The organism is Paracholeplasma morum (assembly GCF_016907055.1).
GTDB lineage: Bacteria > Bacillota_I > Bacilli_A > Acholeplasmatales > UBA5453 > Paracholeplasma > Paracholeplasma morum.
In genome coordinates this window covers 54,883-77,511 of record NZ_JAFBBG010000002.1, presented here as the reverse complement: position 1 = coordinate 77,511, position 22,629 = coordinate 54,883, and the positions used below count along the sequence as shown (strand labels likewise).

Annotated in this window: 14 protein-coding genes; all 14 read left to right on the top strand. The window is 34.9% G+C overall.

What is annotated here, in order from left to right; all coding sequences use genetic code 11:
* Position 1 precedes the first annotated feature (1 nt).
* The 14 genes from JN09_RS01705 to JN09_RS01640 all read left to right on the top strand — a co-directional run bounded on the left by JN09_RS01705 (position 2) and on the right by JN09_RS01640 (position 22,597).
* The gene (locus JN09_RS01705) at positions 2-970 is read left to right on the top strand and encodes an SDR family oxidoreductase (protein ID WP_204432062.1); all 969 of its coding nucleotides are present in this window, start codon (positions 2-4) and stop codon (positions 968-970) included.
* A gap of 2 nt (positions 971-972) precedes the next feature.
* Positions 973-2,052, top strand: a complete 1,080-nt coding sequence (locus tag JN09_RS01700; RefSeq protein ID WP_204432061.1) for a glycosyltransferase — start codon at positions 973-975, stop codon at positions 2,050-2,052.
* 11 nt (positions 2,053-2,063) lie between these two features.
* Entirely contained in the window at positions 2,064-2,933 is an 870-nt protein-coding gene (locus tag JN09_RS01695) for a polysaccharide deacetylase family protein (RefSeq protein ID WP_204432060.1), read from the top strand.
* Positions 2,915-3,862, top strand: a complete 948-nt coding sequence (locus tag JN09_RS01690; RefSeq protein ID WP_204432059.1) for a lipid II:glycine glycyltransferase FemX — start codon at positions 2,915-2,917, stop codon at positions 3,860-3,862. The genes JN09_RS01695 and JN09_RS01690 overlap by 19 nt, the downstream gene beginning before the upstream one ends.
* A 9-nt stretch (positions 3,863-3,871) precedes the next feature.
* Positions 3,872-5,416 (top strand): murein biosynthesis integral membrane protein MurJ, encoded by a 1,545-nt coding sequence (murJ, locus tag JN09_RS01685; protein WP_204432058.1) that lies wholly within the window; start codon positions 3,872-3,874, stop codon positions 5,414-5,416.
* A 1-nt stretch (position 5,417) separates the two neighbouring features.
* A complete protein-coding gene (locus tag JN09_RS01680; protein WP_204432057.1) occupies positions 5,418-7,754 on the top strand; it encodes a glycosyltransferase in 2,337 nt (778 codons plus the stop codon).
* 15 nt (positions 7,755-7,769) lie between these two features.
* A complete protein-coding gene (locus JN09_RS01675; protein ID WP_204432056.1) occupies positions 7,770-9,221 on the top strand; it encodes an O-antigen ligase family protein in 1,452 nt (483 codons plus the stop codon).
* 111 nt (positions 9,222-9,332) lie between these two features.
* On the top strand, positions 9,333-10,322 hold the full coding sequence (galE, locus tag JN09_RS01670) for a UDP-glucose 4-epimerase GalE (RefSeq protein WP_204432055.1): 990 nt from the start codon (positions 9,333-9,335) through the stop codon (positions 10,320-10,322).
* Positions 10,323-10,342: 20 nt separating this feature from the next.
* On the top strand, positions 10,343-10,588 hold the full coding sequence (locus JN09_RS01665) for a hypothetical protein (protein ID WP_204432054.1): 246 nt from the start codon (positions 10,343-10,345) through the stop codon (positions 10,586-10,588).
* 587 nt (positions 10,589-11,175) lie between these two features.
* Positions 11,176-11,886 (top strand): LytR/AlgR family response regulator transcription factor, encoded by a 711-nt coding sequence (locus JN09_RS01660; protein WP_204432053.1) that lies wholly within the window; start codon positions 11,176-11,178, stop codon positions 11,884-11,886.
* Positions 11,886-13,235 carry a sensor histidine kinase gene (locus JN09_RS01655; RefSeq protein ID WP_204432052.1) on the top strand — a complete coding sequence of 450 codons (1,350 nt, stop codon included), beginning with the start codon at positions 11,886-11,888 and terminating at the stop codon, positions 13,233-13,235. Before JN09_RS01660 ends, JN09_RS01655 begins: the two co-directional genes overlap by 1 nt.
* A 124-nt stretch (positions 13,236-13,359) precedes the next feature.
* Positions 13,360-17,763: a glycoside hydrolase family 3 C-terminal domain-containing protein gene (locus tag JN09_RS01650; protein WP_204432051.1), complete on the top strand. Its 4,404-nt coding sequence runs from the start codon at positions 13,360-13,362 to the stop codon at positions 17,761-17,763.
* Positions 17,764-17,941: 178 nt separating this feature from the next.
* Positions 17,942-19,702, top strand: coding sequence for an InlB B-repeat-containing protein (locus tag JN09_RS01645; RefSeq protein ID WP_204432050.1), 1,761 nt, complete (start codon positions 17,942-17,944; stop codon positions 19,700-19,702).
* Positions 19,703-19,723: 21 nt separating this feature from the next.
* Positions 19,724-22,597 (top strand): beta-glucosidase, encoded by a 2,874-nt coding sequence (locus JN09_RS01640; RefSeq protein ID WP_204432049.1) that lies wholly within the window; start codon positions 19,724-19,726, stop codon positions 22,595-22,597.
* The last annotated feature ends 32 nt before the right edge of the window (positions 22,598-22,629 follow it).

Genomic DNA, 22,629 nt, shown 5'->3' with positions numbered 1-22,629 from the left:
AATGTTAGACATCAAATTTCCAAAAGGCACTAAATTTTTAGTGACAGGATGTGCAGGATTCATAGGATCCAATACAGTTGAGTATCTTTTAAGTGAAGGGTATGAAGTCGTTGGACTCGATAATTTTGCTACAGGTAAAAAATCCAATATCGAGTCACTAGCTCATAATAGATTTCATTTTATTGAAGGAGACATTAGAGACTTAGATACATGTACTAGTGCAACGAAAGGTGTAGACTACGTTATTCACCTGGCAGCATTAGGCAGTGTACCAAGATCGATTAAAGATCCTAAGACGAGTAATGACGTCAACGTGAATGGTTTCTTGAACATGTTAATAGCTGCTAAAGACGAGAAAGTTAAGACTTTTGTCTATGCATCAAGTAGTTCTGTTTATGGAGATGAACCTAACCTTCCAAAGGTTGAAAATCGCATTGGTAAACCATTATCACCTTATGCAGTCACGAAGTATGTGAACGAACTTTACGCTAAAGTATTCTTCGATTTATATGGATTAAGAACCGTCGGATTAAGATACTTTAACGTATTTGGAAGAAGACAAGATCCTAATAGCATCTACGCTGCAGTGATTCCTCAATTCGTTAAAAAAATCCTAGACAATGAGTCTCCACAAATTCACGGAGATGGAACACAAAGCAGAGACTTCACGTATATTGATAACGTCATTGAGGCAAACCTCAAGGCGTGTTTAGCCAAAGACGAAGCCTTTGGCAAAGCTTTTAATATTGCTTATGGTGGACAAGTTACTGTAGATACACTTTTCAAAGAAATGAGAAAACTATTAAACTCTAACATCGAACCGGTTTATATCCCAACAAGACCTGGTGATGTTAAACACTCTAATGCTGATATTACACAAGCTAGGACTTTAATGAATTATAACCCTTCATACAGTTTTGAAGAAGGTTTAAAACTTACATTGGATTGGTACAAGAAAGCGTTGGTATAAACATGAAGAAAGTAGTTGCGTATGTGATTCCAAGCCTTGAGATAGGCGGATCTGAATCCAAAGTCGTTGAACTTGCTCAAGGTTTAGACAAAACAAAGTATGAACCAATTATCATCACCATTTCCAAAATGGGACCATTATTGGAAAAAGCCAAAAACTCTAACATTAGAGTTTTTTGCGTTAACAAGAAGGGGAAGTTTGATTTATTTGTCGTTAATCGAATTGCGCGATTATTAAAAGATCATAAAGTCGATATTGTCCAAGTCTTTACCAGTACAGGTAAACTCTGGGGAAGACTAGCGGCTTTTAAAGCAAAAATCAAAGTCGTGATTTCTACTGAGGAATCTTTATTTAGAAATAAACCAATGGATAGATTATTAGAAAGAAGATTGGCTAAGAAAACCTCTGTTATTATCACAAACTCTAATGCCTCTAAAGCTAGTGCAATTAAAGGAACTGGCATACATGAATCTAAGTATGTAGTAATTCATAATGGCATTGAGCTTACACGTTTTTATAAAGGTGTTTCTCACAATGTATTAAGGTCTGGAAATGAACAGGTTTTAATGACCATTGCGAGATTTGACCCAAGAAAAAAACTGGACTTTCTGATTAATGCATTTTCTATAGTGGTTAAGACCCATGATGCCAAGCTTGTATTGGTTGGTAGTGGACCTCTTGAAGAATCACTGAAAAAACAAGTTAACGACTTGAACCTTCAAGATAAAGTTCTATTTCTAGGTTACCGAAAAGATACGCCTGACTTATTAAAAGAAGCTGATGTATTCTTACTGACATCCAGTGAAGAAGGATTCGGCAATGTCATCATTGAAGCGATGGCATCTAAAGTACCAGTGGTTGCATCCAGTGTTGGTGGCATCAAAGAAATCATTAAACACAATCATAATGGCCTTTTATTCGAAAGTGGTAATCAAACGGAGCTAGTCCGTTTGATTAAGAACCTATTAGACAGTAAAGATACGCGTGATAAACTATCTACAAATGCATTTAATGAAGTAGAACAATACAGCCTTTCGCGCATGATTAAAGACCACGAAGCGTTATATCAAAAACTAAGTTAGGAGGATTATACATGTTAATATATGGACTCTTAAGTCTTTTAGGGCTTGTTGTAATCATCCATTTAATTTGGTTTATGATCTTTAAGAGAACCTTTACACCAGTCTTAATGTATCACCGTGTAACGGGTGATACTAAGAAAGATGATGTTAGATTTATCATACATAAAGGTAAAAGATTAGACCTAGATTCTATGAAAGTAAGTCCTACCAATTTTGATGTTCAAATGGCCTATTTAAAGAAAAAAGGGTATCAAACATTAGATCTTAAAAAGGACTTTCATAAACCGAAAACAGTTTATATTACCTTTGATGATGGTTATGAAGATAACTATTTGTTTGCTTTTAATAGCTTAAAGAAACACGGATTAAAAGCTACTTTTTTTATCACAAGTGAACTTGCGATAAAAGGCTTGTTTATGCCAATTGACAGTAATGATAAAAGGGTTGAAAATAGGCTTCTTACGACAAATCAAATCAGGGAAATGAGTGAGGCTAAAATGCAAATAGGCTCACACACATTAACACACCCATGGCTTACACATGAAGGTGTTAATATCGAAGATGAGATTATTAAATCCAAAAGAGAACTTGAAGAAATTATTGGAAAAGAAGTTACTACCTTTGCCTATCCTGGTGGACTATATAATGATAAGGTATTAGAACTGGTTTCTAAGCACTATGACGTTGCTGTTACTACGTCTTTGGGTGAGTCATTTAGAAAGAAAGATGAAACACCTTATACCATTGAACGCGAAACGATATCTAGTACAGATTCACTTCTAATGTTTAAGTTAAAAGTATGGGGCGTAATGAAGTTCATTCGAAAACATCCTTTAATAGGATTATTGAAAAAGGTGATTAAATGGTTATTAAGAAAATAGAAGTCGGTTGTTATACCGACTACGATTATTTACTCCAACAATCTAATCACTCTGTTGTATTCCAAACGGTTCCCTATTTAGAGTCGTTAAAGGTATTAGGGTATGATTACATGATTCTAGGGGTTTACAATGATAATCACTTAGTCGCATGTTTTCCTGTCCAGTATAAAAAGTTTCCTTTGATAAACAAAAGATTCTATGTAATTCCATATTGTGGGGTATCCTCTGATAGGATTGATCCTGAAATATTGAAAGCAGTATTTGACTATCTAAAAAAAGATGGATGGATTATTAAGTTCTCACACAACGAAGAAGTTTCATTAAAAGGCTTAATCGCTAACGATTATCACACAACATTTCTGATCGACCTTAATGAGGATATCGAAACGCTATTTGAAAGATTATCAAAAACCAATCGTAACTGTGTTAGAAAAGCAGAAAAAGAACAAGTGGTTGTTACAATGGATTATTCTAATAAGTACATACTAGATTTTATTAAACTCTATGATGAACGGATGAAAGAAAAGTCTGTTGATGCTTTAAATCTTGAGTTCTTAAAAAGCAATCTAGAAATGTTAGTTAAGCATCATCTTGGGTTCTTTGCTGTGGCAAGTTTTCAAGGTGTGGTATACAACATGGCATTCATTTCCACAGTTGGAAAGAATGCAAGATATTTATATGGTTCTACAAAACATGGTGACAAGTTACCACCAATTGGACAGTACTTACACTTTGAGATTATTAAAGAACTAAAATCAAAAGGGTTTAATACCTACGACTTAGGTGGTATTCCTAATCTACCCGTAAGTGAGGACAATCCTGCTTACTCAGTATATAAGTTTAAAAAGGGATTTGGTGGTAACGACAAAATCATTCGGTATGATTATCATTACCACAGATATAAAATACTAAAGAAGATTATTAAATAGGGGTATATTGTGGAAAAAAGACTTGTAAAAGGCGTGGTAACTACGGTTAGTTTTCTAACCATCATTACCATTGTTTCAAAACTATTAGGATTATTAAGAGAAGTAGGCATAGCCGCTTCCTTTGGTGTTGGCCTAACCACAGACGCCTTTTATGCAGCTTTAATCATTCCTGCTTTACTATTTACCTCTGTTGGTGTTGCGATTCAAAACTTATTTATGATTGAGTTTACGAAGATTAAGAAGTTGTATGAGGATAAGAATGAGGAATCCAAACTATCTAGTAATATATCGAATATCTTATTATTAACCTCATTTGTGATATTTATTCTCTCATTTTTATTCACAAAACCAATTATTAGAGTGATTGCACCTGGATTTGAAGATCCAGTTAAATTAGAGTTAACGATTAAACTAACGAGAATACTATTACCAACCATGGTAATCATTCCGTTATATCAAATTAGAGCTTCAATGCTGAGGGTTTATAATAAGTTCATCACCGTGTCGGTGATTGACCTAGGATTCAACTTATTCCAGATTGCTTATCTCTTATTATTTAGTACAAAATTCGGGATAGAAGGGCTCGCCATATCGATTTTAGCGGCTTACTTGACACAGTGGATTACCATAGAAGTGATTGCCTTTAGAATGGGATTTAGACATAAAGCCATATTGAACTTTAATGATTCACATTTTAGGACCATCCTAAGATTGTTTATCCCAACGTTTATATCGTTTGGAATCATTCAAGTCAATGCGATGGTAGATAAAATGATTGCCTCCAATCTAGGAGATGGGGCAATCTCAGCTTTGAGCTTTGGGTTCATGGTTAGAAACATTGTTTACACCATTTTAATATCACAACTGTTGGTTGTGATCTATCCTATGTTATTAAAACATGAAGAACATAAGGATGAAAAAGCTTATACGGAGTTGGGATTAACGACATTTAAATTGATATGGTCTCTTGTGTTACCACTAAGCGTCATATTGATTGTATTCTCAGATTCTGTTATTAGAATATTATTTGAACGCGGGGACTTTGATGGCGCCGCAACCAAAATTACTGCAGGTGTATTATTCTATTATGCAATTGGGATTACCTTTTTTGCAGTAAGAGAATTCTTTATACACATTGCCTACACAAAGAAAAATACGAAAATGCCACTTTATATCACACTAATTGGGGCATTATTGAATATAATATTTAGTATCATCTTAAAGACTTATATGGGTGTAAATGGCATTGCTTTTGGATTAGCAATTAGTGAGATCATTACGGCAATTGTTATTGTCTGTTATAATCATAAGAACAAGTACTTAGACATGAGTCATTTGTTTAATGACTTCATAAAGATTTTAGTCATCAATCTTGTGTTAGGATTGGGTCTATATTTCTTATACCCTTATCTATATTTACCAGCTTCAAGCATAGTCGAAGTCCTTATGGTTTTAATATATGGATTAATATTCTTAGGGCTTTATTACTTAGTTTTATCACTATTTAGAGTGACGATTATTAAAGATTTGATAAAACAACTAAAGGGGGAGTAACGTGGAACAATTCAATAGGGTTAGATCTCAAGCACTGAATATATTCGCTCTATTCTATTTGCTGATGATGTTTGTGATATGGAATATCAATTATCTAGAGATACTGCTTAATAATACAAACATTTATACAACTGCAAACATGGTTTTAGCGGGACTCTTTATTCTGAACATCGATCTAATATTTAAAGAGAAACGATTTAAAACGGTATTGATTTATGTCGTTGTGATACTTCTTTTGGTATTCAACAGTTTCTTTATTGTTTATGGAGAACGGTCTAGAAGTTACATATTTTCTTTAATTCCTTTATTCATGCTTTATCAAATCATCTATCAAAGGAACACAAAGAAATACCTAGACATCGTGCTTCATTCCTTATTAGGTTTGTTCTCATTTTACAACGTTGTGGGAATCATTGGATTCTTATTCAAACTAGATACATTCTTCTTAGGCATTCCTAATTTCTTAACAGATAACTACAGATACAGTTCAATTCTAACCAATCCAAATGCCTGGGGCATATTCGCTTTTATTGGATTATGGATTAGTGTTTATTATTTACTGAAATCTAGAAACATATATAAAGAGATTTTATATGGTGGCTTAGTAGCGCTTGCTTTTGGGGCGATCATTCTTTCCATGTCAAGAGTTGTACTCGTGATGACTATCATTCTTTATGTTGGGTTAATCATAACAAGCAAACTTTATGAAAAACGCATTAGAATGCTATTATACGCTTCAGCAATTCTAATCCTTTTAGGCATTATCGGTCTAATGATTTATGACATTGATTTCATGATTAATCTTTTCAGACTCAATCAAGGGTTAACAGATCGTGAAGAAATATGGAATTACATGATAGGATTAATTCAAGAAAACTTCTTCTTTGGTATTGGGTATGGAAATAGTACAATGGTTTTATCTTTATCAGAACAGTTGATAGTTACTTCATCGCATAATATGTATTTAGGGTTACTATTAGAAATGGGTTTCTTGCCTTTGCTCGTTTTACTGGGTTATTTCTGTTACCACATTTATAGACTCATTAGAACCATTAAGTATACCAATGTTTATAGGATTGAACTTATATTTGTTGTATTGTTTTTAATTGGATTTTTAGTGGGACAATTCTTCGAGTTTTCATATTTCAAGGTTGACTCAGTCAATACATTTATATTCTTCTTGTTTGGTCTTTCAATCGAAATCACAAGACAAGTTAGAAAAGAAGGCATTTATAAAAGAAAGATTACGCATTTGATTACAGGACTAGATAATGGTGGTGCCGAATCAATGCTTTATAAAATTATCAAGAACAGAGATCAATCTAAGTTTACTTATCAAGTTATATCTCTAGACAGTAAGGGGTTCTACGGCCCTTTAATTGAAAAAGAAGGGGTTAAAGTGGTCGCTCTCAATATGAGAGGCATCAAAAAGAGCATTTTAGGATTATTCAGTCTTGGGTATCACTTAGTAGGAACAAACACTTTACAAACATGGTTATACCATGCTAACCTAATTGGGGTTATCATGGGCAGACTCTTATTAGTAGATTCAATCATCTGGGGTGTTAGACAAGCAGATATCTCAATGGAACATAACAAAGCATCTACGGTAAGGATTGCGAGAATCTCCAAATACTTTGGATTCTTAACAGACCAAATCTTAAGTTGTTCAGATGAAACAACGCTTACTCACAAGAAACTAGGGTATCAAGATAAGAAGTTTGTTACAATCTATAATGGTTTTGAGTTAGATAAGTTTAAGTATGAACCTAGTCACCGTGATGAAATGCGAAAATCATTAGGACTATCTAATGAGCTTACGTTTATTAACGTTGCAAGATTTGATATTCAAAAAGACCACGAAACACTCTTTAAATCCATGTCTTTATTGAAAAAAGAAGGTGTTTCATTTAAGTTACTATTATGTGGTATTGATATTAGACCAGAAAATGAAACACTTACTAAAATGATTCAGGATAATGACTTAGTAGATAACGTCATTTTGCTTGGTGTTAGAAACGATGTTAATAGACTACTTGTCGCAAGTGATTATTTCTTATTATCGAGTTTAGGTGAGGGGTTCCCTAATGTATTAGGTGAGGCCATGGCATCTAAACGCATTCCGATTACAACCGATGCAGGCGACTGTAAGATGATTGTCGGAGACTGCGGGAAAGTAGTCGAAAGAAGAAATCCAGAAGCGTTTAAAAATGCGATTAAAGAGATATTGTCACTAACAGTTAAAGAAAAAGAAGCATTAGAAAATAAATCAAGAATTCGTATTGAACAACATTTTGATATTAAATCAATCACTAGATCTTACGAAGCACTATATTAGAAAGAAGGGGGCATTATGATTAAAAAAATACTATATCCATTTCATTTATTCTTAAGCAGATATTTGGATATATTTGCCATGTTATTTTTAATCATGAATGCCGTCATTTGGTATTTAAACGATTCAAATATGGACGTGACAAAATACAGGTTGTTTCAACAAATGAGTTATGTATTATTAGCGATTGCGTTAACGAACTTTTACAGGTTTGATCTTAAGTCGTTTGTTAAAGATAATCTATTTTTTCTAGCGATATTTGCATTAGGTTTATATAATGCCTCAAGCATTATTGTAGACTTTAATGGGTATTCACTAGATATGGGCTTAAGAAGTAAAGAGTTAATTTTAGAAGCGTTTCCTACGTTTTTAATCATATTGGTTTCATTTAGATTGGTTCATAAGAATGCATTTATCGTTGGGTTAATTTCATTGTTAGGCTTGATGGTGTTTTACCAATCTTTGGCGATTGGTAATAAACACTTTGGACTTAAAGTGTTTGAGGGAATCACTTTGGTCGTTAGTGCCGAAAGACACCAAGCAATTCTTAATAATCCCAATGTGTTAGGAGAATATGCCTTTATCGGCATATATGTCTCATTCTTTATTGCGATGATCACGAAACCATTCGGTTTAAAGATTATAGCGCTATTACCCATTCCTATATTAGGATACGGGCTTATTTTATCAGGTAGTAGAACAGCCTTATTTATGACAATCATTTTATACATCATGATTAACGTTTATCTTGCCTACTTTAAAAAAGCATCGAAGATCATCATTTTATTAGGAAATCTCTTATTACTTTCTGGTATTGTTTTAATCTCATTAGGGTTATTCTCAAATTACATCGAGATGATTAGGGATGAGATTAGTTTTTCAGGAAGAGATACGATTTGGATTAACACATTCAAGATTATTAATGATAACCTAATAAAAGGGGTTGGGTATAACAACTTCACGTTTGTCTATAATGAACTCTTTTATTCTGTGACATCTCCACATAACATGTTACTTGGCGTAACTGCTGAACTTGGAATACTTGGATTATTATTGGTAATTGGATGGTTCATTTATAGTATTGTAAAAAACCATAACGCGATTATTAAGAATAAGGGTAAGGAAGAAAACACGTATTTGATTTTGTTTAATGTGTTTTACATCACGTTCTTCATTGGTCAAATGACTGAAGCCTCCTTCTTAAAACTTTCAACGATATTCCCATTATTCTTAATGCTTCAGGCATTTAACCAAAACATCATTAGTGAATATGGAGAAGAACCTAACTTACTACTTAACTGGTTCTTAATGGGCGTTAGTTTTATTGCGTTGTTCATATTCTTTGGGGCTTATTTAAAGAGTATTTCTGATTTATATTTATATGGCATTTTAGTGACATCTTTAATGGTCATCATCTATGATGTCGTTACCTCAATTGAGAGATTATTTAAAGACCCACTAACCGATTAAGTGTCCTTGTTTAGATTAAACAAGGCCTTTTTTATTCGCTAGTCGGGGAGTATGAATATTTAGTATTTTAGTATATAATATTATTAGTTATAAGAGGAAATGAGGATACATATGAAAATATTAGTTACTGGCGGGTTGGGCTATATTGGGTCTCATACGGTTGTAGAACTCCAACAAAGAGGTCATGAGGTGGTTGTTATTGATAACCTTTATAATTCACAAGAATCTGTTAAATCAAAGATTGAATCTATTACGAAGAAGTCACTAAAGTTTATTAAGATGGATGCTACAGATTATGAGGGCTTATTAGAACTATGTAAATTAGAAACATTCGATGGTATTATTCATTTTGCAGGTTATAAAGCAGTGGGAGAAAGTGTCAAAGAACCCCTTAAGTATTACCACAATAACTTACTATCAACCATTAACCTAGCTAGGGTTGCTGTTGAACTGGGCATTAATAAGTTTATATTCTCATCATCCGCCACAGTTTATGGCGATGGTGTTTCACCTTTTGATGAAACCATGCCACTATTAGAAAGAACAAATCCATACGGCGAAACTAAAGCGATGTGTGAAAGAATTCTAACAGATACTGCGAAAGCATCTAACTTAAACGTCACCCTTTTAAGATACTTTAATCCAGTAGGTGCACATGAGAGTGGTCTAATTGGGGAAATTCCTAATGGTATCCCTAATAACTTAATGCCTTATGTGACACAAGTCGCAAAAGGCATTAGAGAAAAGCTTTATGTCTTTGGGGATGACTACGATACCTCAGATGGTACAGGCGTAAGAGACTATATCCATGTGGTTGATTTAGCTAAAGGACATGTAGCTGCAATCGAGTCTACTAAGACAGGGGTTAATGTCTATAACTTAGGTACAGGTAAAGGTACATCCGTCTTAGAAATCATTAATGCTTTTATGGATACTAATAAGATTAATATCCCTTATGTGATAACAGACAGAAGACCTGGCGATATTGCAGTTAGTTATGCGGATGCGACCAAGGCATTTAAAGAATTAAAATGGAAAGCAGAAAAAGACATTAATGAAATGGTTAAGTCTGCTTGGAACTTTGAAATGAATTTGAAATAATCATTATAAGACAACATTTATTGGAAACTTTAAATGTTGTCTTTTTATCTTTACTACTAAACATAAAGGGATACTCTGAAGGAGAAGCCTTTGAATTCAGTTTAATCGGTAATCTATCTAGATTAGATTGTAAATTCATACTCTTATTAGTTGGACTTGTATTGCTAATAGTTATTCTAATAGTCGTGTATGCCTTTCTTATCTTCTTCGAACAAAGAAAGACTGAATTAGATAAGGAAAAGCAGAACATAAAAGAGAGTGTCTAGATAAAGACTCACGCATCAGACAACTCGAAAATGAAAAAAATGAACTTATAAGAAAATGTTCAGAGATAACATCTAGTCAATCATATATTGATCAAAAAGAAGTATTTAAAACGATGGAGAGTAAACTCGATAAGATTATAGAATTACTTAGTGGTAATCAAGGGCAATAATATCTTTTTGGATAATAAAGACAATATTTGTAATTTTTTCAATGAAATTGGATTATCGAAGGGGTCAGTTTAGTTGAGAAGGCGATAGTCTTCTAGAAATAAACCACTAACAAGGATAAAAACATAATACTTTTATCCTACATATCAATTGAAATTTGGACCTCAGTTTGAGGTCTTTTTTTGTTACCGTTAAGTAATGAAAATAGCACATCAAACTTAATCTTACTTTTGATAAACTCCTATAAGTACGTTTGTGTATAATCGATTTAGCAAATGAGAGTATGTAAGTTTACTATTATCATAGTAGCGACATATGGACTCTTTTTTGGCTATGAAAGCCCTTAAATGATAAGCTTATTTTGATTTTTTCTATGCTATAGTATTATTGAGTGACAATTTATTGGGAGGTGTGTAGTTATGAAAATCAGTATAGCGATTGTAGAGGATAATCTACAATTCACTGAAACATTAAAACAGTATTTAGAAAGGTATAAAACAGAAAATGGTGTTGAGTTTATTACGTATACATTTACGGATGGCGATGAAATAACTTCTGATTACGAAGCTAAGTATGACATTATCTTTTTGGATGTAGAAATGAAAAGATTGGATGGAATGTCAGCAGCAGAAACGATTAGAAAGTATGATCAAGAGGTGATCATTATATTTATCACCAATATGGCCCAATACGCAATTAGTGGATATCACGTAGGTGCATTAAGTTTTCTTTTAAAACCATTGCCCTACTTTGCTTTTTCTCAAGAACTGACTAAATCGATTGAAAGGCTGAGAAAGAGAAAACAAAAAGCCATTTTAATTCCTACTGAAAATGGCATCATTAAGTTGAACTCACAAGAGATTCTATTTATTGAATCATTTGGACATGACTTAATCATTTATACCGAGAAACAAACGTATCAAATCAGAGGAACCATTAAACGGATGGAAGAAGAGTTATCAGGGTTGTCATTCTTTAGATGTAACCATGGGTATTTGGTTAATTTAGCTTATGTATCTGCTGTGAAGGGGGATGAGGTAATCATCAAAACCCATCAGCTAAAGATATCTAGACCAAGAAAGAAGAGTTTCATGCTCGCGTTAACGCAATATATTGGAGGGACAGTATAATGGTTAATTTATTGATGTCGATTGTTCATACAGTACCAGACATTCCAAGATATCATACAGCCATTGCAGAGTGGCTATTTACATTTGTTATTATTCTCTATCTACCTAAGCGTATTAAAGGGAATAGTAATTTATTATTGCATGCTTTTTGGTTTATCCTAATCCTAGGATTCCAATTACTTGCAGGTACAATGCCAATTCAGTTTTGGATTATTAACATGATTATTGCTGTATTAATTATGTTTGCATACATCCTAACAATAAATAGGGTATCACTCAATACCGCAGGTTATTTTGTAATCATCGCATTTACAATGGCAGAGTTAGCTGCATCTTTAGAGTGGCAGATTTCTTATTTCCTGCAAGTGAATATTGAAGGGGCTACAGACATTATCAGTCTGTTAACGTTGATGGTTGTTTATGCTGTGCTTTTTTCTGTTGTGATTGTACTAGAGAAAAGATATAAGGCAAGAAACTTTCAGATTGATGTCACGAAGAATGACTTGTGGTCGGTTTTATTGATTGGCATCACCATATTTTCTATTAGCAATATCAGTTTTGTTAACATACAAACCCCATTTAGTGGACAATACCCTTCAGAAATCTTATACATCAGGACACTAGTAGATCTCGCTGGTGTTATTTTATTGTACTCACAAAGAGAGCATAAGATGGCTGTGTTCTCAAGCAGAGAAGCGTATACAATGCAGCACTTATTGAATAAACAATATGAACAATTTCAACAGTCTATCAAGAATGCGGAAATTGTTAATCAACGTTATCATGATTTGAAACACTATATAAACCTTCTAAGAAGTGAAACAGATATCAATCAAAAAGAAGCCTATTTGAATGAACTAGAACAATCCATTAAACCTCATGAAGCACAATATAAGACAGGTCACAGTGAGTTAGATATCCTTCTGACACAAAAAGCAGTAGAAATACTAGAACATCAAATTAACTTTACGTGTGTCGCAGATGGCGTACACTTAAAGTTTATCAATGTTCTAGATTTATTAAGCATCTTTGGAAATGCGATAGACAATGCAATCGAAAGTGTCAGAAGCATTGAGCAAATTGATAAAAGAATCATTAAGCTCGCAATATTCAAGCAAAATCAATTATTATTCATTAAATTTGATAACTACTTCAATAACGAATTGAATGTTATAAATGGCAACTATTTGACGACAAAAAGGGACAAAACCTATCATGGGTTTGGTTTGAAAAGCATTAAGAACATCGTGGATAAATACGGTGGAAATGTAAAAATTAGCACTGAGAATCACTGGTTCACGTTGATGATTCTTATCCCGATCATTGAAGACGACTCAAACAATGTATGACGTTTAAACGACAATTTGTTCCATGACTTATCAAACTGATATTTTTTGTGATAAGGTTATAGTGCTACAAATTGATAGCGCTTTCTAAGGTTATCGAAAATACAATGCAAAAAAGGAGAAAAAAATGAAGAAGACATTGTTCAAGAAAGTATTGTACATTGTTTTAGCCATGCAGTTGGTTTTATTTACGACTGCAATGGAAACTTATGCTGCCTTCGAAGATGGCGTAAAAGCAAAATATGTTACTGATTTTGCTTCATTCGAAGAAGAACAAAAAGCAGCTGCTGAGTTTAACATCGAACTAGCAGGTGAAAGCTTTATTCTAATGAAAAATGAGAATAACGCTTTACCACTTACTTCAAGTGAGAAGTATGTTAGTTTATTCGGCACACGAAGTGACAACATCATACTTGGTGGTGCAGGATCTGGTGGAGGTAGCGCAGTAGGATCATCTACTGTTAGACAGAGTTTAGAAGCTGTAGGTTTAAAACTAAACCCAACACTCTTAAATATTTATTCAGCAACTAATTCTGACAGAGAATTACCTATTACTGATTTAGACGGTACAGAAAGCTCATTTGCTATGTATGATGATGCTGCAATCGTTGTGATTAGTAGAACAGGTAGTGAATTTAATGACGCTGCACTTTATCAAGTAGTAGGACATTCAAATTTACTAGATCATTATTATTCACTAGATGACAATGAAAAAGCCCTAATCACTATGGCTTCAAACCAATTCGATAAAGTGGTTGTTGTTATTAACAGTGCTCACCCAATTGAAATGGGATGGCTTGAAGATCATGCAGGTGTTGATTCAATCCTTTGGGTTGGTCATCCAGGTACAACCGGTATCATGGCACTCGGTAAAACACTTGTTGGTGAAATTAACCCTTCAGGTAAAACCAGTGACGTTTACCCAGCACAATTTGCAAAAGATCCAACATGGGCAAACTTCAAAGGTAACATTCAAAGCCAATTAGTAGAAGGTACTGGCGCAGACGCGGGTAAATTATTTACTCATTATGAAGGCGAAGGTCATGCGAACAACGTTTTAGCACCTCTAAATAATGGTACAGACGGTATTGCCAACAATGACTGGGCATATTATAGCTATTCGCGTGTAATGGACAGTTTTGGGAGAACTGTTAGTGCTGATGGCCCTTCAAAAGGTGCAAGATATTATGCAACTTTAGACTATGAAGAAGGCATTTATATGGGTTATAAGTGGTATGAAACTGCAAAAGAAGCTGGATATTTTAATATGGATTCCAACGGTGTTACAGTTCTAGATAGAATTGCAAACACTCCAGCAAAATATGCAGGCGATCTATACTATAACCGCATTGACGGTGTTATTTATCCATTTGGTTACGGTTTGAGCTATACATCATTTAATGTAGAAATAGACAGTGTTAAACACGATGGAGCAAACTTTGTTTCAGGTAGTGTTTTAAATACAGCTTATGGTAAAGATATCACATTAAACATTAAAGTTGAAAATACTGGTAAGGTAGCTGGTAAGAAAGTAGTACAAGTTTATTACAGCGCACCTTACATTAACGGTGAAATCGAAAAAGCAAGTGTAAACTTAGTTGAGTTTGTTAAGACCAAATTATTACAACCGGGTCAATCACAAACACTAAGCGTTACATTTAAAGTTCAATATATGGCTTCATTCGACTATGATGATGCAAATAATAACTTACATGCTGGATATGAATTAGATCCAGGTACTTATGTAATTGGAGCATTTGACGATTCAAATACACCATTAGATACTATTAATGCAGTAGTCGCTGGTCCAGCAGTTAATTACGATAAAGATGCAGATAATGGAAATCCTATTACTGTTAAATTTACAGGTGATGGCGTTTGGGATGGCACAAGAAGTGATTTAGACTATTATGACAGCCGTCGTACAACATTAGTCAGTGAAACAGAAATGACCTATTTCTCAAGAGCTGATTTTGCAGGCACAATGCCAAAAGCACCAGTTGAAAGTGACCTTAAATGGACAGATGACGCTATTCATATTCTACAATCACAAGTTTATTACACATCATTCAATGACTTACCAACTGACCCTTGGTACAAAACTGCTACTGATTTAGTAGGTTGGACACAAGCAAATGATGCATCTGAAAGATTAGATGGCAAAACACTTATTCAATTATATGATATGTCTGGTGTACCATTTGAAGATTCTAGATGGGATGATTTCATGAATCAACTAACATTTGATGAACTTAGAAACCTAATCACATCAAATCAATTCAGGACACCACAACTAGATGCAATTGGAAAACCTGCAAGTAGCGACCAAGATGGTCCAGCTCAACTTAAAGGTGGTACATTCTGGGTAAGTGAAGTGAACATCGCATCTACATGGAATAAAGATCTAGCTTACAAACAAGGTTTATTCGTAGGTAATGAATCATTATTCTTAGGTGTTCAAGGTTGGTACGGTCCAGGTCTAAACATTCACCGTAACCCTGCTGCAGGTAGAAACTTCGAATACTATTCACAAGATGGTGTTCACAGTGGTTTAATTGGTGCAGCAGTAATTAAAGGTGCAACCGATAAAGGTATCACTGTTTACATGAAGCACTTACTAGCTAACGACCAAGAAACTAGCCGTTACACAGCAAGTACATTCCTAACAGAACAAGCGTTAAGAGAAATCTATGCTAAACCTTGGGAGTATGCAATTAAGTTTGGTAATGCTACAGCTTCTATGAGTGCGTTCAATAAAGTTGGTTTATTATCAACTACCTCTCATTACAACTTATATGAAGGTTTATTAAGAGACGAATTCGGATTTAGATATTCATCAGTTACAGATATGTTCGGTTGGGGTTATAGCCCAGGAACATCTGGAGATATGGCAGCAAGATTAAACATTACACCACTTGGTTCATGGAATAACACATTCGGTAGAAATGTCGAAGGCGCATGGGATCCGGTTAATAAAAATGTTGTTGTAACATTCACAGAAGATATCACTAATGGTACAAGATGGACAAAAGATGATGCTACTGGCACATCAAGTGCTGCTATTAATGCAAACAATCCAGTTAGCATTAACAAGATTAATAACCGTGATTTCGCTGATTATGCTACAACAGGCGTCACAGTTAATTATGCAACATCAACTGTAAACGGGCCTTCTGCAGCATATAAAGATGCAAACACCATGAAAGATGGAACTGAACTTTATGTAAAAGGTGATACCATGGTGAGTTACACTCAATGGTATGCAGTAAGAACTGCAGCTAAGAGCTTACTATATGCACAAGCAAACAGTAATGCAATGAAAAATGGTATTAATTTATCTGCACTAGATAAGAAAGAATTTACGGGTTCACAAGGTGTTGCTCTTCCTGGCACAGGTTTAGATGTAACTCAACCTTCAATGCCAGATGCAATCTATACAGTAGCTAAAGGCTCAGTGTTACCTGCAGGTTTAAGTTTATCAACTAAAGGTATTATCACTGGTACCCCAGTTGGTGCAGGCGTTTATAACTTCAGTGTTACATCTGCTGTAGGTGGTTATGTTTCTGGAACACAAGAACATACTATGACGATTGCTCCAAGCTTCACATTAACAGGTTTAGATTCAGTAGAACTTAACATCGCTGCTAACGGATCAATCGGCTCAGTTGATTGGTATTTAGGTAAGAGCGTTGGTAGTGGATGGTCAGCTTCAACTGTAAACGTGATTGAATATGTCCTTAAAGATGGTTCATTACCTTCTGGTATGACTTTAGGCGCAGATGGTTCAATTAGTGGAACACCAACCGTAGAAGGTACTTTCAATGCTGTAATTGGAACACACGTAGTTGCAAGAAACGCATGGTTTGGAAATACGGTTTATGATTTCGAAACTCCCGTATCTATTACAGTAACTGGAATCGATCCAACTAATTATCATACAGTTACTTTCAACGGCAACTATGAAAATGCAGTTGCTCAAGAGTTATCTGTATTCAAAGGCAACACAGCAAGTCCATTAGCAGCACCTTATCGTCCTGGTTATGTATTCACTGGATGGTTTAGTGATGTTGCAGCTACAACACTTGCAGACTTCTCAGCAGCAGTTAATGCCGATATAGAATTATTCGCAGGTTGGGTTGCAATCGATGCTTCTGAACAAGCACTTCAACTTGCTTTAGATGAAATTGATGAGCTAATTGCAGAAATCAATGCAAAAATTGTTGCTTCTAATGGAGACATTACTCAAGCAGAAGGATTAATCGCTACAATCAATCAAACAATTGCACAAATTAATACTGCACTTGAAGGATTAGATGAAGTGGATAATGCTCGTATTGCAACAATCAATCAAGCGATAAGCAATTTAAACACAATTGTTAACAATCAAAATCAAGATATTGAAGCAATCCAAACTGAGATTGCCAAAGCAGATCCAAACAAACCTATGATTATCGTTTCAATCGTTTTAGGTTCGTTAGGTGTTATTGCAGCATGCGCTGTAGGCTTCGTTGTTTTCAAAAAGAAATTCTAATTTGGTTTCATAGCTTTTAACAAGATTACATCAATCATAGCAGGGTAGCAACTAACTACCCTGCTAGTGGTTGATTTATTTAACTCAAATCAACTCATATTCACTTAGAAATCTAGTAAATTACTGAATTTACTTTATATAGGTTTAAATAAAGCATTGCTTACTATTAGGAGGAAAAATGAAAAAGACTATTTTTGCAAGACTATTTTTGGTTACACTGTTGGCATTAACAGCAAGCATCGTTACAGCATGTGACAAGAAAAAACCTGAACCTACCAAGGAAAAATACACGGTTATTTTTGATGTAAACGCAGGTGATGATGTTGTAACTAATGATCCAGGTACGGTACGTGTAGATGAAAACACGCCAGTAAGTAAACCTAAAACTGACCCAGCAAGAACTGGATATAATTTTGATGGGTGGTATACAAATGAAGAAGGAACTGGGGATGAATATAATTTCTCTACTTTAGTTACTAAGAATAATTTTGTGCTATTTGCCAAATGGAGTAAACAAATAATTACTCATTCGGTTCATTTAGTTATCGGTGAATCAGATGAAACTACTGTTCAAGTTGAAAGTGGCAAAACACTTTCAGTACCTGCTGAACCTACCAAAGATAATCATCGCTTTGATGGTTGGTTCTTAGATGAAAACTATAGTTCTAAGTTCAATTTTAATACGGTGATTTCTGAAGAAATTACGTTATATGCCAAGTGGGTTCTACGCATCTCTGTTACCTATAAACTAAACGACGGACAAACAGAAGACATCATTAGCATGTTTGATATCAATACAGAGCATAGTTTAATTGATACACCAACAAGAGAAGGATTCACATTCGGTGGATGGTTTACCAATAGCGAACTCACAGCTGCTTATGAGGCAGATATACTTTCTACTAGCGTTATTCTTTATGCAAAATGGATTGATAATTCAGTATCAATCAAACATAATGTACAGTTCAATTTCAACTTTACTAATACACCTGAAAGCATCACTGTTGAAGTTACTGAAGGTGCAGTCGTTACTCAACCTTCAATTCAAAGAGAAGGCTACAGATTAGTAGGATGGTTTATAGATGACCAATCATTTACTCAAAGATTTAGCTTATCAACTCCAATTGATAAGGATTATGTCCTATACGCAAAATGGGTAGAAGTCGTTAAGCTAACACTTGACTATAACTATGAGAATTCAATTAATCCTGGTGACATAACAGTGGATGTAAATAACGCGATCACTACACCAAATACGCCTTCAAGAGTGGGTTATACTTTTGCAGGATGGAGTATAGAATCTAGCGGACTCGTTGGCTTTGACTTTAGTAAAGGAATTCAAGAAAATACGACTTTATATGCACAATGGCAAAAAGTTCATGTCTTTGAAGCAGAGTATCTTGACTTCAGTGATTTCTTTGGTTGGGGCTTCTCTGGTAATGCAACAGGAACAGACGCAATCGTAGAAGATGTCACCGGAAATGCCGGAGTTAGTAATGGACGTTTTGTAACTTATCTTTATGGCAATGGCATCACACTCGACTACGAAATCTATTCAGATAGAGCAATCGACAATGTTAAATTCATTTTGAGATTGTCAGGTGAAGTTAAAGATTTCTTCATTCAATCGGAAAGAACACCTAATATGTTAGAAGAAGAACCGGTATATACCATTAAAGTGAACGATGAAACGATTAAGTATGACTCAATTTACTTTATCGGAGTTCCTTCACAATCTTCTAACCAATTACTACCATTTGAAGATTATGTAATCTCTATGAATATCAGTCTTAAAGAAGGTTTGAATACATTTACGCTAATTACAGATAATAATTTATTAATGGGTGGAACGATGGGTGCTACTGCACCAATGATCGACTGCCTTAAGTTAGAAACCTATGCAGTATTAACATGGAATCCTAAGTTAGATAACTACTAATAAAGGATATTGGAGGAAATTATGAGTACTTTAAAAAGAATGTTTAAAACGAGACAGTCTAAGGTCTGGGTTATTGTAACCTCGGTCGTTACAGTTTTATTATTGGTGGTAAATATTTTAGCTTTATCCATGTTTTATGACTTGTTCAGTAATCTATGGGGTAAAGAACGAAGAATTACCGCAGATGGTATCGAACAGATATACTTCACAGACTTTGAGTCGAAGAAAGAAGCTAGAGAAAATGGTGAAGTCATCAATGAACTCATCAATGAAGAGGGCATTGTACTTCTAAAAAATGAAGGACAATCCTTACCGTTACCAGCTGGCTCCAAACTAAGTGTATTTGGGAAAAACTCAGTAGATGTTGTCTATGGAGGTTCAGGGTCTGCTCAAGGCTCTGGGGAATATACTAAGACCCTTTTTGAAAGCTTAGAAAGTGCAGGATTTCTATATAATCCCACCCTTAAGAGTTTTTATGAAAGTAGTGATTCAGGTAGCGGAAGACCATCGAATCCTAAAATGGAAAATGATGGAACAATCTCACTTTCAACCGGTGAAACCCCTTGGAATAGCTATTCAAGTGATGTAAAGGCATCTTTTGAGTCATACAACGATGCTGCAATCATTTTCTTATCTCGAATTGGTGGTGAAGGATGGGACCTTCCAAGAACCATGGTTAATAAAGATGGTAACTTGGTATCAGGTGCTAGAAGCGAAACTGATCACTATTTACAACTAGATCAAAACGAAACAGACTTAATCCATGAAGTAGCAAACATTTTTGATAAAGTCATTATCGTAATCAATAGTAGTGCAACCATCGAAACAGGATTCTTAGATGATCCAACTCATTATGCGTATCATGCAAACATAGATTCAGCATTATGGATAGGGGCGCCTGGGGATACAGGAATAATGGCTCTAGGTAGAATACTAAAAGGGGAAGTCAATCCTTCTGGAAGAACTGTGGATACCTATGTTAGAAACTACAAAAACGATCCTACATGGCAAAACTTCGGTAACTATCTTGAAAAAAATGGTCAAAACTATACATCCATTACAGATAAAATCTCAAACTATGCCTATGCATTCGTAGACTATGAAGAAGGCATTTATGTTGGATATAGATATTACGAAACACGCGGTTACACTGATGGAGAAGCTTGGTATGATCAACAAGTAGTATACCCATTTGGATATGGGTTAAGTTATACAACTTTTGATCAAGAGTTGACGAATAAAACTCAACTTGATGGCACAAGTATTTCTAAAGACAAAAAGATTACTGTATCAGTAAAAGTCACCAATACCGGAACTCAAGCTGGTAAAGAAGCTGTCCAAATATATGTAACAGCCCCTTATACTGAAGGCGGTATAGAAAAATCACACGTGGTTTTAGCAGGATTTGCGAAAACCAAAACGATCTTACCTAACCAAAGCCAGACAGTCTCAATCACACTTACCCCTTATGATTTTGCTTCATATGATCATAAAGATTTAAACGCCAATGGCTTTAAGGGATATGAACTAGAATCTGGGGAATACGAAATTCGTCTAGGAAGAAATGCTCATGAGTTCTATGATTCATTTAGTATGAATGTGGCTAGCCCAGGCATTAGATTTGATAAAGATCAAACCACAGATAATGAAGTACAAAATAGATTTGAAGACGCAGATGACGAATTAACTGTTGTATTATCTCGTTCTGATTGGGAAAATACTTTCCCTTCTCCAAGAACTGCGATTGAAAAAGTAATTAGTGCTGCGACAAATGAAAAGATTAATTCAACAGCTACAAATAACCCAAATACTTATTCTGAGTTCCCAATCATTGGTGAATCAGGAGAAGTTGGGCTTAGAAGTATGATTGGTAAGAGTTATTCAGATCCATTATGGGAAGACATCTTAAACCAAATTACAGCTCAAGAATTGATTGACTTATTTAACAAAGGTGCTTTCCAAACGATTGACGTATTAAGCATTGGTAAGCCAAGAACAACAGATGCAGACGGACCAAGTGGTTTCGTAAACTTTATGTCTAACCCATTAACTGGTTCAGTTTATGGTGCATCACATTATGCCTCAGAACCTATCATGGCAGCAACCTTTAATAGAGACCTATTATTTAAACTAGGAGAAGCCGTTGGCGATGAAGCATTAATTGGTGATGAACGTGGTGATGGTGCCCCTTATTCAGGTTGGTACGCACCAGGTATGAACTTACACCGTTCACAATTTGGCGGACGTGTTGGTGAGTATTACAGTGAAGATCCATTCTTAAGTGGTATGTTAGGCGCCAGTCAAATTCAAGGTGTCATGAGTAAAGGTGTATACACAATGGTTAAACACTTTGCTGTAAATGAACAAGAAACATCAAGATCTGGTGTAACAACATGGTTAGATGAACAAACATTAAGAGAACTATACTTAAAACCATTTGAATATGCTGTTAAAGTTGGTAAAACAACTGGTATGATGTCTTCATTCAATAGAATCGGTACAGTATGGGCCGGTGGAGATTACCGCTTGTTGACAGAAGTATTAAGAGATGAATGGGGCTTTAGAGGCACCGTAATTAGTGACTTTAATACTGGCGGACATATGGATTCAAAACAAATGGCTTATGCTGGTGGTGACTTGAACCTCCAAAACTTCGGACAAGAATGGAATGCGAGAAAGTCGAATGCTACCGATATGACTATCCTTAGAATCGCAGCAAAAAACGTATTATATACAGTAGCAAATTCTAATGCAATGAATGCGGAAGTTAAATCATATAGATTGCCAATCTGGGTCGAAATCATGTATGGTATCGATGCCGTTGTGGCAGTGTCATTTGCAACATGGGGTGTTTTTGCAATTAGAAAGTCATTGAAGGTTACTAAGCAAGCATAGGCTTATAAAGTAACAAAGTCTTAAGGAGGAAA